This is a genomic window from Corynebacterium marambiense (assembly GCF_016342275.1).
In the GTDB taxonomy this organism is placed as follows: domain Bacteria; phylum Actinomycetota; class Actinomycetes; order Mycobacteriales; family Mycobacteriaceae; genus Corynebacterium; species Corynebacterium marambiense.
The window spans coordinates 65,097-79,821 of the sequence record NZ_JAEIOT010000004.1; the positions used below are offsets into that span (position 1 = coordinate 65,097).

General features: G+C 64.7%; 13 protein-coding genes. 1 reads left to right on the forward strand and 12 read right to left on the reverse strand.

Annotation, left to right across the window (positions count from 1 at the left end; genetic code table 11):
* Positions 1-106: 106 nt before the first annotated feature.
* Complete coding sequence (gene glmS, locus JDV76_RS00340; protein ID WP_198734900.1) at positions 107-1,972, reverse strand: glutamine--fructose-6-phosphate transaminase (isomerizing); 1,866 nt, start codon at positions 1,970-1,972, stop codon at positions 107-109.
* A gap of 163 nt (positions 1,973-2,135) precedes the next feature.
* Between glmS and JDV76_RS00345 the strand changes: the two genes are divergently transcribed.
* Entirely contained in the window at positions 2,136-2,972 is an 837-nt protein-coding gene (locus JDV76_RS00345; RefSeq protein ID WP_198734901.1) for a dienelactone hydrolase family protein, read from the forward strand.
* A 119-nt stretch (positions 2,973-3,091) separates the two neighbouring features.
* On the opposite strand, the gene JDV76_RS00350 is transcribed toward JDV76_RS00345, so the two are convergent.
* The 11 genes from JDV76_RS00350 to eccCa all read right to left on the reverse strand — a co-directional run bounded on the left by JDV76_RS00350 (position 3,092) and on the right by eccCa (position 14,583).
* Positions 3,092-3,601 (reverse strand): hypothetical protein, encoded by a 510-nt coding sequence (locus tag JDV76_RS00350; protein WP_198734902.1) that lies wholly within the window; start codon positions 3,599-3,601, stop codon positions 3,092-3,094.
* Positions 3,602-3,854: 253 nt separating this feature from the next.
* Positions 3,855-4,130 carry a hypothetical protein gene (locus JDV76_RS00355; RefSeq protein ID WP_198734903.1) on the reverse strand — a complete coding sequence of 92 codons (276 nt, stop codon included), beginning with the start codon at positions 4,128-4,130 and terminating at the stop codon, positions 3,855-3,857.
* Complete coding sequence (locus JDV76_RS00360; RefSeq protein WP_198734904.1) at positions 4,127-5,314, reverse strand: hypothetical protein; 1,188 nt, start codon at positions 5,312-5,314, stop codon at positions 4,127-4,129. The genes JDV76_RS00355 and JDV76_RS00360 overlap by 4 nt, the downstream gene beginning before the upstream one ends.
* Positions 5,311-5,652, reverse strand: a complete 342-nt coding sequence (locus JDV76_RS00365; RefSeq protein ID WP_198734905.1) for a hypothetical protein — start codon at positions 5,650-5,652, stop codon at positions 5,311-5,313. The genes JDV76_RS00360 and JDV76_RS00365 overlap by 4 nt, the downstream gene beginning before the upstream one ends.
* A gap of 252 nt (positions 5,653-5,904) precedes the next feature.
* A complete protein-coding gene (glmM, locus tag JDV76_RS00370; protein WP_198734906.1) occupies positions 5,905-7,248 on the reverse strand; it encodes a phosphoglucosamine mutase in 1,344 nt (447 codons plus the stop codon).
* A gap of 240 nt (positions 7,249-7,488) precedes the next feature.
* Positions 7,489-8,034, reverse strand: a complete 546-nt coding sequence (gene rpsI, locus JDV76_RS00375; RefSeq protein ID WP_198734907.1) for a 30S ribosomal protein S9 — start codon at positions 8,032-8,034, stop codon at positions 7,489-7,491.
* Entirely contained in the window at positions 8,031-8,474 is a 444-nt protein-coding gene (rplM, locus tag JDV76_RS00380; protein ID WP_198734908.1) for a 50S ribosomal protein L13, read from the reverse strand. The genes rpsI and rplM overlap by 4 nt, the downstream gene beginning before the upstream one ends.
* A gap of 784 nt (positions 8,475-9,258) precedes the next feature.
* Positions 9,259-9,549, reverse strand: a complete 291-nt coding sequence (locus JDV76_RS00385) for a WXG100 family type VII secretion target (protein ID WP_198734909.1) — start codon at positions 9,547-9,549, stop codon at positions 9,259-9,261.
* A 38-nt stretch (positions 9,550-9,587) separates the two neighbouring features.
* Positions 9,588-9,905: a WXG100 family type VII secretion target gene (locus tag JDV76_RS00390; protein WP_198734910.1), complete on the reverse strand. Its 318-nt coding sequence runs from the start codon at positions 9,903-9,905 to the stop codon at positions 9,588-9,590.
* A 206-nt stretch (positions 9,906-10,111) separates the two neighbouring features.
* Positions 10,112-11,128: a type VII secretion-associated protein gene (locus JDV76_RS00395; protein WP_198734911.1), complete on the reverse strand. Its 1,017-nt coding sequence runs from the start codon at positions 11,126-11,128 to the stop codon at positions 10,112-10,114.
* Positions 11,129-11,166: 38 nt separating this feature from the next.
* Complete coding sequence (eccCa, locus tag JDV76_RS00400; RefSeq protein ID WP_418884416.1) at positions 11,167-14,583, reverse strand: type VII secretion protein EccCa; 3,417 nt, start codon at positions 14,581-14,583, stop codon at positions 11,167-11,169.
* Positions 14,584-14,725: the final 142 nt, after the last annotated feature.

Below are 14,725 nucleotides of genomic sequence, written 5' to 3' on the forward strand. Positions count from 1 at the left end.
CGGTTGGGTCGCGCGCGAGTACGCCCCGCTACCACGAGGTGGCGCGGGGCGGGGTCGTGACGCCGGTGTGCGGAACCGTGGCGTCAACCGGTGACGAAGGGGGAGACTACTCCACGGTGACGGACTTCGCGAGGTTGCGGGGCTTGTCGATGTCGTCGTTGCCGCAGTGGCGGGCGATGTCGGCGGCGAGGAACTGGAGTGGCACGGTCGCGAGCAACGGCTGCATGATCGACGAGGACTCGGGAATGCGGATCAGCCAGTTCGCGAACGGCTCGACGGAGGTGTCCCCATCTTCGGCAATGACGATGGTCTTCGCCCCACGGGCACGGATCTCCTGGATGTTGGACACGATCTTGGAGTGCAGGACCTTCACACCGTTCGGGCTGGGGACGATCACCACCACGGGCAGGTCCTCCTCGATGAGCGCGATCGGGCCGTGCTTGAGTTCACCGGCTGGGAACCCTTCAGCGTGGATGTACGCCAGCTCCTTGAGCTTCAGGGCACCCTCGAGGGCGACGGGGAATCCGACGCCACGCCCGAGAAACAGCATGGTGCGGATCGCACCGAGGGTGTCAGCAATCTGCGCCACTTTCTCATCACAGCTCAGCAGTTTTTCAATCTTCGCGGGGATGGTCTCGAGGTCCTCCCAGATGTCCGTGATCTCGTCCGGGTACTTCGTGCCGCGAGCCTGGGCGAGGGCGAGGCCCACGATGTAGTTCGCGGCGACCTGCGCCAGGAAAGCCTTCGTGGAGGCGACACCGATCTCGGGCCCGGCGTGGGTGTAGAGCACGGCGTCGGATTCGCGGGGTATCTGCGCGCCGTTGGTGTTGCAGACGGCGAGGACCCTCGCGCCTTGCGCCTTGGCGTGACGCACGGCCTCGAGGGTGTCGGCGGTCTCCCCAGACTGGGATACCGCGATGACGAGGGTCCGCTTGTCCAGGATCGGGTCGCGGTAGCGGAACTCGCTGGCCACCTCGATCTCGACGGGGATGCGCACCCAGTGCTCGATGGCGTACTTGGCCAGCAGACCGGAGTGGTAGGCGGAACCGCAGGCGACGACGTACACCTTGTCCAGGTTGCGGAGGTCATCGTCGGTGAGGCCGTCCTCGTCGAGGCGGATACGCCCGTCGACGAAGTGCCCGGCGAGGGTGTCTCGCACGGCGGCGGGCTGCTCGTGGATCTCCTTGATCATGAAGGAGTCGTAGCCGCCCTTCTCCGCGGCGGCGAGGTCCCAGTCGATGGTGAAGGGGCGACCCTCGGCGGGGCTGCCGTCGAAGTTGAGGAGCTCGTAACCGTCGGAGTTGATCACGACGACGGTGTCCTGTCCGAGTTCCACCGCGTCGCGGGTGAATTCGATGAAGGCGGCGACGTCGGAGCCAAGGAAGGTCTCACCGTCACCGACACCGACGATTAGCGGGGTGGAGCGGCGTGCGGCGATGATCTCACCGGGGTGGTCGGCGTGGGTGAACAGCAGGGTGAACGCACCCTCGAGGCGGTTGAGCACGGCCAGCGCGCTGGCCCGGAAGTCCCCGGCGGTCTCCCCGTCGTTGTAGGCCCGGGCCAGCAGGTGTGCGGCGACTTCGGAGTCGGTGACCGATTTCATCTCGATGGCGTCACGTTCGAGCTCTTCACGGAGCGGGGCGAAGTTCTCGATGATTCCGTTGTGGACGATCGCTACCTTCCCATCGAAGGAGACGTGCGGGTGTGCGTTCTCGTCCGTGGGGCGACCGTGGGTGGCCCATCGGGTGTGACCGATGGCGGTGTGCCCGACGAGGTGATCACGCCCGGTCTCCGAGATCTTGTCCACCAAGTTCGCCAACTGTCCGGCACGCTTGACCGACTGGATGCCGCCATCATCACCGATGATCGCGATGCCCGAGGAATCGTAACCGCGGTACTCCATCCGACGCAGCGCTTCCAGGGCGATGTCGAGTCCCTGCTGTTTACCTACATATCCAACGATTCCACACATGTTGTCCACACTAGTGGACGACAGCATCCGGCAGGTTTCCCACACGCAACTGGAACAGCGTGTTCCTGACACGGTGCCACTGTCACGACGGGAGCGTCGACAGGAACGTTGTGGAGCAAATGGGGAGTGTGGTGATGCGCGACCGTGAACTATCCTGGGAGGCGTGGCTCAGAAACTGAAGAAGCAAATGTCCAAGCTGTCCCGGCGCGGTCCGCACCGGGTGATGGTCGGCGATCTCAATGTTGCGGGTCTTCCCGGCAAGCTCTACACCCCCGCAGAGGGGGACGGCGTGCCGGGTGTCGTGTTCGGCCATGACTGGCTGACCGGTGTGGACAAATACCACCGCACGCTCCGGCATCTCGCGAGCTGGGGCATCGCCGTGGCGGCACCTGCCACGGAATCCGGTGTTCTCCCGGACCACCGCGGGTTCGTCGCGGACATGGAGACCTGTCTTCAGATCCTCGCGGGTGTGAAACTGGGGGCCGGGAAGGTGACGGTCGCCCCAGGAAAACTCGGCCTGGCCGGGCACGGAATGGGGGCCGGCTGCGCGATCCTCGCGGCGGCGGACCGCTCAATCGTGCGTGCCGTCGGAGCGCTCTATCCCGCCGTGACGAGTCCGTCGTGTGTGGAGGCCGCGAAGGTGGTGTCAGCTCCCGGATTGGTCATCGGTTCCGGCCGTCCGTTCCTCATTGACGCCGGCAGCCCGGCGAAGGTCGCGGCGAGCTGGGGATGCGACGACGTGGTGTACCGCGTGATCGACAAGGGAACCCAGTTCGGTTTCCCGGAGCGTATTGCCACGAATCTCGCCATCGGTGTGGGATTACCGAGATTTTCCACCCAGGAGTCAGCCCGTGCGCTGCTGACCGGGTTCCTCCTCCACCAGCTGGGCCACGACAAGAACTACGCCGCGTTCTCCGATCCGGACGCCGACCCGGGTAAAGGTGTGACCGGCTATACCGCTGAGGAGCTAGCGGAGGACGCCGAGACCCCAGTCTCCTGATCGTCGAGCGATGCTCAGGGAAAGCCGTCGTCCCCTCCCGATACAGCACACAGCGTGGGCACGCCCAGCGTCCAACGGGAACAGCCACGTCCCGTCGACCTCGGTTCGGCGCGCTCCCGTCAGGAGGCGACAAAATAGAAGAAGAACATCACCATCGCCCCGAGCACCTTCAGTGCCTCGAGAATGAGTAGAGCGGCCATGACGATGGCGACCCCACGGACCCAGCTTCTGCGCCGCTCCCGTTTCAGATTCTCCCCCGGTGGAACTCCCCACTGCTTCACGACGACATCGTCCGCATTCACCCGGTACAAGGACGCAGCCGTCTCGCGGATCGCCCGCTCGTACACGTCAGGGTCGAGATACGTGCCCTCGCCCCTGGCGGCGAGCACCTCCTCCGCCAGGGGCGGAACCCCGTTCACTGTCGCGGCTTCCTGCGCGAGCTTGCCGAGGAGCTCGAGGAGCGAGCCCGCCCCTTTGACCGGCATCCTGGGGCCGTCCGGGTACTCCCTGTCCGGGATGCTGACCGTGTATTCGGAGAGCACACTGTCGAAGGTCTCGTCTAGCGGCATCGTCAGCCTTCCGTGGTAGTTGTGGTTGATCTGTCCGATGCACGGGGAGGTGGGCTGCACCCACCAGCATTGACAGCACTGCGTGTCTCCCGCAGCGTAGCAGTAGAGCTTCCTAGCACCAGGGCATGCCTTCCGGCACGCGGGCCACACGCACATTTCAGCCGGGTGGTTCGGGAACACGGCTCTTAGGGATCAACTCTCTCAAGAGCACCCGGCGCAGCCGCGACACCATCGTCGGGGGGGCATGCATCCACGGCTGCAGGCCCGAGCGCTCTGCAGGTTTCCCGGGCTCAAGCACCCGGTCACGGAGGTGTCAGTTCCATCCCCGGCGCAGCACGCCCTTTGTTGCAGCCCGTGGCCGGGGGGCAGCAACGGGAGCGGTCTTTTTCGCGGGATCCGGTCCTCGGGGGACACCGGTGCTCCGCATGCCGGGTGGCGGTTTCCCGTCCCGGTTCCTTTCCCGCGCTTTCTTCTCTGCGGCGTCACTCGCGGCTCTGTGCACTCGTTCGAGGGCTTTCTCGAACTCGGTGAGGCGTTGGATGGAGCGTTGTTCGAATCCAGCGATGAAGCGATCAAACTCGTCACTCACCACTGACCCGCCTTCCGCGCGGCTCCCGGTGTGCCTTTTCCTGATGGGTAACCGCCATCAAGTTTAGGTTCGGGGTCGGTCGCCGGTGCAGGTTCGGGAGACGAATCGAGACGTGGGGTCTCGTGCCCGGAAACCGATGCTTCAGGCTCGGGAAGCGGCTCACCGACGGGTGCTGTCGATTCGGGCGGCGGGGCAGGCTCCGGTAGCTTGTCGGCTTCGGTACTGGGGTCTCGGAAATCCGGCGGTTCCGTGACATCGGGACCCGCTTCACCGCAGGAGATGTGCTCCAGAGCGCCGTGGGCCACTCCGGCGATGAGTCCAGCACCGATCAGCGCGGTTCCAATACCGACCGCTCCGAGGATTCCGACGCACGGGAGTGGATCAATGCCAGATCCGGGAGCGTCGGACAGGACCGGTCCCGGCGATCCGGCGACCCCGTCCGGGCAGCTCCACCGGGGAACCCGGGCGGCGGAGTCGAATAGTTCTTCTGCCGCCGGGGTCAGGGGCGCCGGCGGTGCTTCCGCCACCGCAGCCTGACTTGTCATGAGGTGGTTGAGTCCCTCGCACATCGTTTCATCGCGGTCAACGCACAGTTCCCAGATCTCGCGGGCGCACTCGTCGACGAGTGTTGCCGCGGCACCGACGAGTTGGCGGAAGCAGTCCCAATCCTCATCGAGATACGCCTCATCGATCATGTGGGCCTGGGCCCTGATGGCCGACAGTGTCGCCCGGGCGGTCACTCCGGCGGCTTCTCCGGACATCCGGCACAGGGTCGCGTTCGCGGACATCGCCCGGGCGGCCTTGTATAGCACCTGTTCCTGCTGCATGCGGTGGTCACGACAATCCGCGACGACGGCCCCGAGCTGGTCTCCGATCAGCTTTCCGATTCCTTCGTCACCGAGTTCACTGATCACCTCAGCGAGTTGGTCGCCCACCGGGTCAGGCCCGGTGAGTCCACCGGCGGCTGCGGCAATGTTGAGGACTGCGGCGGGATCGAAGCTCCTGATGGTCCCGGTGGTCTCCGCAAGTTCCTCCGGCGTCACCTGCGGCCCGGTCCACGCTCCCCGGGCCGCTGAGCACAGCTCCTCCACCACAGTGCGGTAATCCTCCACCGCTCCGTCCAGCATGAGCAGGCCCGCATCAGCGTCATCTGCGTCCCTCGACCGCGACGGCGTGCCCTTCATCGCGCCAGCCTCCCCAGGTCCGAACTGAATTCCTCATCCTCTGATGTCAACTCGGAGATTTGTGCCAGCGCCGCAGCCACGGTGGCGCGAACCGACTCCAACCGGTGCGCCGTCGATGTGTGAAGGCGCACGAACTGACCGTCCAGTTCACCGGCGAAGTCCAGAAACCCGGTACCCAGGCTGTCCCCGACGGGTGCCGGAGCCATGGCGGCGTGTCGCTCCTGCTGCCGTTGGATCTCAGCAAGGAACCGTTCCAGGGCAGGCACGGCGTCGGAGCTGATACGGACGGATGCCGTGCCATCCGCTACCGGGTGACCGGGGTTGTGACCGTCATCCACGTTTGAACCTCTTCATCAGTGCCACGGGTGTCTCGCCGGGGTCGGCGATTACGGTGCCGGGTGTTTCCGGTCATCGTTCCTGTCCCTTGGACCGGGTCTCACATCGAAATGGTTCCACGTAGCGTTCACACGCGCCGGTCATTCGTCCGGCGGATCCGAAACCGCCGGATAACCTGCGTGAACATGCCAACCACCGGACTTTTCGGGGGTGTATCGGGGGGGCTGCGATGGGGTATCCGCGCGGCTATACCCTCAGATCTCAGCGACGACGGCGGCCAGTCTCCCGGCCACACGACGGGCGGTCTCGGCATCCGCGGCTTCTACCATGACCCGGTAAAGCTCCTCGGTGCCCGAAGGACGGAGCAACACCCGTCCGGTATCGCCGAGTTCCTTCTCCGCAACCTCGATTGCCTCGGTCACGCGGGGACTGGACGTGATCGCCCCTTTGTCCGACACCGGCACGTTGATGAGAACCTGAGGCAGGACCTTCATCGCGGCTGCGAGTTCCTTCAGGGACTTCCCGGTCTCCGCCATCCGGGCCATGAGAGCCAGCCCGGTGAGCGTACCGTCACCGGTCGTTCCGTTGTCGGGCAGGACGATGTGCCCGGATTGCTCTCCCCCGAGGGAGAAGCCACCCGAATTTAGATCGGCGAGAACATACCGGTCCCCCACCTTCGTCGTGCGGAGAATGATCCCTGCCTCCTCCATGGCGAGTTTGAGCCCGAGGTTGCTCATCACCGTGGCGACGAGCGTGTTTTTGCGCAGCTCGCCGTTCTCCTTCATCGCGATCGCAAGAATCGCCATGATCTGGTCGCCATCAACGACCGTGCCCTCGGCATCGACCGCGAGGCACCGGTCGGCGTCACCGTCGTGCGCGAGACCGATGTCCGCCCCGTGTTCGATGACCGCCTGCCGCACCTGGTCGATGTGGGTTGAACCGCATCCGTCATTGATGTTGTAGGAGTTCGGTGTGTCATGGATCGCAATGACCTCCGCGCCGGCGGCGCCGTAGGCTAGAGGTGTCACCTCGTGGGCGGCGCCGTTGGCGCAGTCGACGACGACCTTGATCCCGGACAGGTCGCGGGCCACGGCCTGGGACAGGTGCTGCAGATACCGTTCCTGCGCATCATGTGCCTCTTCGAGGACCCGACCAATGCCGTGGCCGGTCGGGCCACCCTCGGGTAGTTTCGCCATCACCGCCTCGATCTCATCCTCGACCTCATCGGCGAGTTTATGGCCACCCGCAGCAAAAAACTTGATCCCGTTGTCCGGCATCGGGTTGTGCGAGGCGGAGATCATCACGCCCATGTCGGCACCGTAGTCATCGGTGAGGAACGCGACCGCGGGGGTCGGCAGGACGCCGACACGCAGGACATCGACCCCCTGGCTGGCCATACCGGCGGCGAGAGCCGCGGCGAGCATCTCCCCAGAGACCCGGGGGTCCCGGCCGACGATGGCCATCGGACGGCGTTTGGATGTGCGATTCTCCTTGGTCAGGACGTGCGCCGCCGCAACCCCGAGGCGGAGAGCCAGGGGTGCTGTCAGAGCTTTGTTCGCCAATCCACGTACGCCGTCAGTTCCGAAGAGTCGAGTCATGTGTCCATTATGCCGGTATACCTCCCCGGGCGATGATCTGGGGTGATCGGCATCATCGGAGGCATCCGGACTCAGCACTGGACCAGTGCTGTCACCGTGTCCGAAGCAGCCGAGCACGGACCATCATCAGGGAATCAGTGGGTAAGTCCCGGAACGACGGAAACCGCCGACCCCACAGTGTGTAGGAACGGCGGCTTCTGCCTGTCCCGCAGGGTGTGCGGGTAACGGATCCGGAGTGGATCAGCGCTTCGAGTACTGCGGAGCGCGACGGGCCTTGTGCAGACCGGCCTTCTTACGCTCGACGGCACGGGCGTCACGGGTGAGGAATCCAGCCTTCTTCAGTGCATCCCGATCAGCCGGGTTGTAGTTGATGAGGGCACGGGCGATCGCCAGGCGGAAAGCACCAGCCTGGCCGGTGGGGCCGCCACCGCCGAGGTTGGCGTGGATGTCGAACTGACCCTCGCGGTCGATCAGGGCCAGGGGAGCCTTGATCAGCTGCTGGTGCAGCTTGTTCGGGAAGTAGTCCTCGAGCGAACGACCGTTGCAGAAGAACTGGCCGGAACCGGCGGTCATCCGGACGCGGACGATGGCGCGCTTACGACGACCGACGGTCTGGATCGGGTGATCCAGCTCAGCGGGTGCTACCGGGGTCTCCAGCTCGGATTCGGTCGCCTCGGGGGCGATCGCGTCACCGATCGTGGTGGTGAACTCCTCGGTCGCAGCCTGAGCGGCGGCGATGTCGGAGGCCTCGGCGGCCTGGGGCTCGTTGGTATTGTTCTCGGTCACTGGGCCACCTGCTTGATCTCGTAGGTCTCGGGCTTCTGGGCAGCGTACGGGTGCTCGGAGCCGGCGAAAACGCGCAGCTTCTTGACCGACGCACGGGTGAGCTTGGTGTGCGGCATCATGCCCTCGATCGCCTCGAAGACGACACGCTCGGGGTGCAGCTCCATGGAGCGACCCAGGGTCATGGTCTTCAGACCACCCGGGTAACCGGAGTGGCGGTAGCGGAACTCACGGTCACGCTTGTTAGAGGAGATGTGGACCTTGTCGGCGTTGATGACGATGACATAATCACCGCAGTCGACGTTCGGCGCGTAGAGCGGCTTGCCCTTGCCGCGCAGGAGATCGGCGACGTGCGTGGCCAGACGGCCGAGCACCACGTCGGTGGCGTCGACGACATACCACTTACGGGTGATGTCACCGCTTCTCGGGTGGTAAGTAGACAAAATAACTCCTTTGAAGAGCGTTGTGTCGAAATCTGCCGGCCACGAATCAACGTGCGGATGATCAGGTACGGCGGCCGGTGGAGACCCGCACTGATCCGCTGTCCCCCGAAGACCCTGGTCGCGTCCGTCCGGCGTGAACCGTTACGGATGTGGACGATGTCGGCGGGAGACTCCACACACAGACACATCAGCTTAGGGGATGGGCGGGAAAACTCCAACCCTGAGAAAACCGTGATCCACGGTGTCCGCACCATCCCCACCGACGGGAGACGGGGCACCGGGGCGCTGACGATGGACACCGACATCCGAAACCGGACGACGGCTAGGGATACGGTCATCGTCCACGGCCCCGACTCGTCACAGCCCACCGGGGACAAGCTCATGTTCCCGGCCGAACCAGAAACGGGCGAAGGGTCCATCCCAATTGTTGCCGTCATAGCGCTGGGGGACACTGACAGACGGGTGGGAAACGGACACCTCAACCCCGCGGCCGACCGGGAACGGAACTCCCTGCACACCGGACGGCCACAGGCAACGCGATACCGGTCCGGAGGTGTCCCCTCCGCCCCGATTCATCAGACGGGCGGATCAAGGAACGGGAACACCACCGGCGGCTATGATGGCCAACCGCGCAGCAGGGATGGAGCGGGATTGGGGATCCGGCGGACGGTGTGTGGTTGCACAGGAGTCACACCGGATCCGTTGGTCAGGTATTTAAAGTTTGAGTCTCAGTCTGTCTAACATCACCTCCACCGGTCGGATTGTTCTCACGGGAACACGGCCGTCAGCTCCAGCTGGCGGCCGCACGACGGTTGATGTCACTCATCCGGTCGTTCCCCTCACCCACCGTGCGCGCGATGGTGTCGAGAATGAGGTTGAGTTCGCTGGCCGCGTTATCCCATTTCTGCTGGGCGGCCCGGTACTCGACGGCCGAGTCACCCTCCCAGGTTTCCGCCATGGGGCGGATCTGGCGTTTGATTTCCTCCAGCTGCTGGCTAATTCGACCTGATGTCGCTCGGATATCTCCGACGACAGCGGCGATCTCACCGAACTGGTAACGGATGGTGGATTCCATACTGAGTTCCTTTACGTTGTGATTGTGGCGACACAGCCCTAAAGCTGCAGACCAGTGACGTCGGTACGGCGGAGGGCATCCGCGTTCTGCGCTTCGACGTTCTCAAAGGCACCGGCGTTACTCCGAAGATTCTCGGAGATGCTGCCCAGGGATTCTTGGAGCTTGACCGCGGCGGTGTTCCACCGACTCATGAGCTCATCGAACGACGCCTGTGCGGCGCCATCCCACGACCCACGGACCTGCTCAACCACTGAACGGAGTCGACCGAGTTCGTTTCGGATGTCATCGTTCGTGGCATCGACGTTGGCCGCGGCTTGTTTCATGACGGCTGCTTCGGTACGGAAGATCTGGCTCACTTCTAGCCTTTCTCGTTGCCTGAATGATCGGGATTGTGGACGATGCACTCCTATTGCAGGGACAGACACGTAACTGAGCGCCTGCGGGACATCTCCCGGATTCCGGACTCCGGGGAAAAAGCCCTCCGCTATCCGGTGCTCCGGTATGCGGATGCTGTTCTGCTCTTTCACTAAGGTGAGACCCGCTGCGGTAGCGGGAGGTTCCGTCATTCCTGGATTTTTTCCGGAGGAGCGTCTTTCCGCAGGACAACGCTGTTCACCGCCATCCGGCAGATTGCCCGCTGGGCGACGGTGGGAGCGGTACGGGTGTGACACCCGACGCTCAGCTGGTGATCCTCTTCGACCCAGGTGATCCAGTCGACGAACGATCCGTCCCCGGGGTCCTCCCGGTACGTCACCGCTTCCACTGCCGGTCTGAGCCCGGCGCGATCCGCTCGGTGCAGCACGGGGTCCGTTGCCACCCGCATCGCCACCTCCTCGAGAATCGTCTCCGGGGGAAGGCCCAGACCGGGATCCGCAGCCAGATGTATCCGGAGATCTGGATCCGGTCCCGTAGCCATGACATCACCCGTCGCCCCCGGGTTCAGGATGTATCCGTCGGGCATCGTCACGCTGATGTTTCCAGCATCCAGCACCACGCTCCCCGACGGTGTCTCTGGCGGTGTTTCCGGTGATTCAGATTCCTGCCGCGGGTGGGTCTCCTCCGTCAGGGTCGTGGAGGAGACCACTGCACTGGATTCAGGGGCCGTGGTCTCCTCCGGTCCGTCGCCTCCGTCGCCCAGACTCCACCAGGAGACGGCGACGACACCAAGCACAACGGCCACAACGGCGGCGTGAAAGAAGGTCGGGCGGAACGGCGCCCGATGACGGCTGCCGGACCGCGGTCTCCGAATCGTGAGCTCCCCTCTCAACTGTCCAGCGTGTCTCGTGTGTGCACCATCGGTGCCGCGGACGGATGGCTGCAGGTCCTCACGGTCGACCTCCGCTCCGTCAGCGAGCAGGACATCGGAGAGCAACTCGGCCGAATCCGGATCAGCCGCGACCACCGTGACCGGACACCTCACCCAATCTCCACCGATGAGTCCCTTTGCCTCGTCAACGACGGCATCGAGCCACTGGGGACTGTCATCCGGCACCAAGTCGTTCCGGAAGATCGTTTGTTGTCCGCCTTCGGTGTCCGTCAGTTCGAAAACGGTTGCGGTCGCCAGAATGGTGATGCGCATTGGGACATGGCCTTTCTGTCGGTTCGGTGGGCTCCGGGTCAGGGGTGGGCGATCTGGCAGATGCCGTGGATATTTCCGTGGGTCATCCAGGTTCCACGCCCCGGCGGCTGGGGGACCGGACGGATCCCGAGCAGCGGGCCCTCCTCACGGTCGGCGTCGAGCAGGAGCACAGCTGGAGACTGATCGCGAAGCTCCGCGATGAACGGGTCATACATCGCCCTAGACGCGCCTCCCGATTTCCGGACCAGGATCACGTGCAGTCCGATGTCCTGTGAGTGCGGGACCAGTGCCTTCAGGGGTGCCAGTACCCCATCGGGGAGAAGATCATGGTCATCGACGATCAGGAAGATGTCGGGCCCGGACCACCAGGATCTCGCCCTGAGTTGACTGGCGGTGACGTCACTTCCCGGAAGCCGTTCGTTGAGGGTGGCCACTGTGTCCGCCACGGCGGCCACAGTGGCGTCAGATGTGGCCGCGTACACCGCGAGCATCGATTCGTCGAGTGTCCCGAGATGTGTACGGCGGGGATCAACCACGACCATGCGGGCGGAATCCGGACCGAGGGCCGTGATCCCGGAGGCGATGGTCGACACCAGGGTGGATTTTCCGGATCCGCGTGAACCCAAGCACAGCAGGTGCCCGTCCGTGTCCGGATCCCACGCCAGGGGTTCCAGCCTCGGACCACCCACACCGAAAACGATTCCGTCAGCCGCGCCGTCCACGTGTCCCCCGGAGTGCAGCGCAGAAAGCGGAATGTCCCGCGGAAGCTCCCGGAGTCTCGGGACCGGCACAGATCCGGACTCCTGAGCCAGGCGGAGGACATGCGCGAGGTCCTGCGCACCGGAGTTGGCCGTGAGCATCGGCTCCCCTGTTCCAGTGATGCCGCGGCCGGGGAGCGCCGGAAGGTTCTCCTGGGCACGCCTGTCGATGAGGGAATCGAGGGGTTCGGTGAGTTTCAGCTCCATCCGGTGACTGATCAGGTCGCGGACCGCCGGACGAATTGAGGTCCATCGTTGCGTACTCACGACAAGGTGCACACGGCTTCCCGGACCTTCTGCGGCGATCCGGGCGAAACAGTCCCGGAGGTCCTCGGACACCTCGATGACCGACTGCCAACCATCGACGACCAGAAAGGTGTGGCGGTGTTCCCCACCATCGATCAGTCCGATCACCTCGTCGATGATGCGGCGCGTCTTCTCCGGCTCGCCTCTGCCCGCGCACCCGGCGACGTGTGGGAGCGCCCCCAGATCCCCGAGACTGCGCCCACCGTAGTCGAGAACGTAGAAACGAATATCCCCGGAATCATGCGTCGCCGCGAGGGAAAGCATGATACTGCGGAGCGTCGTCGATTTTCCCGTCTGAGGTCCGCCACAGACCGCCATATGGCTACCGGTTCCTGTGAACTCGACGAAGTAGGGGTCCTGACGTTGCTGGAACGGTCGATCAATGATCCCGATGGCGCAGCGTAGGAACCCCGGTTCACTCGGGCCGAGGTGTCTCCCCGGCAGTTCCGCGATCCGGTGGATCTCCCCCAGCCCGATTGACGTCGGCAGTGGGGGCAACCAGATCCGGTGGGCGGATGTTCCCTGCTCCTGCGCAGCGTCGACCGCTGCGGTGACCACGACGTCGAGAAGCGTCGGCCCGTTGTCCCGTGTCCCGGACAGCGCAACAGGCGCCTGAATGCCATTCCCGTTCACGTCCGACCAGGCGTCGAAGTGACAGACAACGGTTCCCATCCGCTGAGCCGGAAGCCCCGAGTGTGCCTCCACCGGAACCGGTGCAGAGACATAGGCTGCGCGGAACCGCGTCAACCGCTCCGCCTCCACCCGGAGATAGCCGGTACCGGGACGAGCTGGCAGAAAGTACGCATCCGGAACTCCCAGGACCTGCCGCGATTCAGCGGCGGAGAAGGTCTTCAACCCGATTCGGTACGACAGGTGAGATTCCAGCCCCCGGAGCCGTCCCTCATCCAATCGCTGACTGGCCAGAAGGAGGTGAACCTGCAGTGACCTGCCGAGGCGCCCAACCGCGGTGAACAAGTCCGCGAAATCGGGGTGCTGCCCGAGCAGCTCGGAGAACTCGTCGATGACGATGAGCAGCGCCGGAAGGGGATCCAGATCATCCCGATCCGCGACGGCGGCATTGTGGTCGGTAACATTGGCAAAACCCCCTGCACGACGCAGCAGTTCCTGCCGTCGATTCATCTCGCCGGAGATCGCATCGTGCATGCGCTCAACGAGGTGCGCCTCGTCCGAGAGGTTCGTGATCACCGCCGATGTGTGCGGCAGCCCCTCCAAGCCCAGGAATGTGGCCCCACCCTTGAAGTCCACGAGCACGAGGTTGAGTTCAGCTGGACTGTGGGTGGCCGCGAGCGCTACGACGAGCGTCCTGAGGAGCTCGGATTTACCGGATCCCGTCGCCCCGATGCACAGACCGTGCGGCCCCACTCCCCCGTGTGCCGGCTCCCGGATGTCCAGCACCACCGGCTTCCCGGTGTCGTCGACACCGATGGGCACCGCCAACGCGTCCGTTCCCCGCCTGTTCCAGAGTGCGTCACCGGTGAGCGCGGCCACTCCCCCGAACCCCAGAAGAGCAAGCAAGTCCGCACCGATCTCGGCACCGGCATCGGTCCGCGGTCGCCGGTATCCGGTCATGGACCGGGCCAGGGCCGTCATCTCTTCGGCGGTGAGAGTGTCAGCGATCCCCAGTTCCTCCCGACCGGCGTCGGAATCGACGCTGACGGAACCATCGACGTGCAGGAGCAGACCTTCTGCACGGGCGATCTCCCCCAGTTCCGTCCCGGGGACGGAACCGATGTCGATGACGGTGGCGACCTCGCCGCCGACAGTGACCCCGTCCCTGTGTCCCGGACCGGTGATCAACACGCGGAACGCTGCGTTTCCCGGGTGCCGGGAATGCGGGAGCCATTTCATCCATCCGTGCCCGGGAAGAGTCGACGTGATCCCCACCGCGTCGGGCCCGTGATGGAACACGAGCTGGGCGACAAGCGCGCGGACCAGTCCCTCCGCGCCCGGGCCGTGGATCCCGATCACCGGAAAAGCACCCAGGTGTACGGCGAACGGAACGCCACGGACAACACCGATGGTGTGCATCATCTGCCGTAACGCGACCATGCAGACCGGGTCAAGGTCCTCCGGGGCGCCGGTGTCGGCGACGACAACCGGGGTGCACAGCCGTACCGGCCCGATCCCGAGTCTGATCTCGAGGGCGTCGGGGTCGGTCGCGCGCCTCTCCCACATCCTCGGCGAACCGGCCCGGCTGTGGAGGCTCGCCGGATCGGGGTGCCGGTGGAACTCGTGCATCCGCTGTTCCGCGGCATTCTGGCGGGCGCGTTCGGTGACGGCGGACAGGTGCCGGAGGTACACCCTCCGTTGTTCGTCGGGATCATCCGCACCGGTGGGGTTGACCATCGCGAACATGCTCACCAGCATCATCAACGGGAAGATGAGCAGTCCCGGGTTCAGACCACGCCCACCCACCATCATTAGACCGATCATCGCGGCGAGGACCAGCACCATGACCAGGGGCATGAGCAGACGAACCAGTGGAATGGGACGGGGTCTGGCGGCGGGGGGA

What these genes read in the sequence shown, in the direction of transcription:
- JDV76_RS00395 (WP_198734911.1), bottom strand. Translation starts at nt 11,128, where the DNA reads ATGCGCATCACCATTCTGGCGACCGCAACCGTTTTCGAACTGACGGAC.
- JDV76_RS00385 (WP_198734909.1), bottom strand. Translation starts at nt 9,549, where the DNA reads ATGGAATCCACCATCCGTTACCAGTTCGGTGAGATCGCCGCTGTCGTC.
- glmS (WP_198734900.1), bottom strand. Translation starts at nt 1,972, where the DNA reads ATGTGTGGAATCGTTGGATATGTAGGTAAACAGCAGGGACTCGACATC.
- JDV76_RS00360 (WP_198734904.1), bottom strand. Translation starts at nt 5,314, where the DNA reads ATGAAGGGCACGCCGTCGCGGTCGAGGGACGCAGATGACGCTGATGCG.
- glmM (WP_198734906.1), bottom strand. Translation starts at nt 7,248, where the DNA reads ATGACTCGACTCTTCGGAACTGACGGCGTACGTGGATTGGCGAACAAA.
- eccCa (WP_418884416.1), bottom strand. Translation starts at nt 14,583, where the DNA reads ATGATGCTGGTGAGCATGTTCGCGATGGTCAACCCCACCGGTGCGGAT.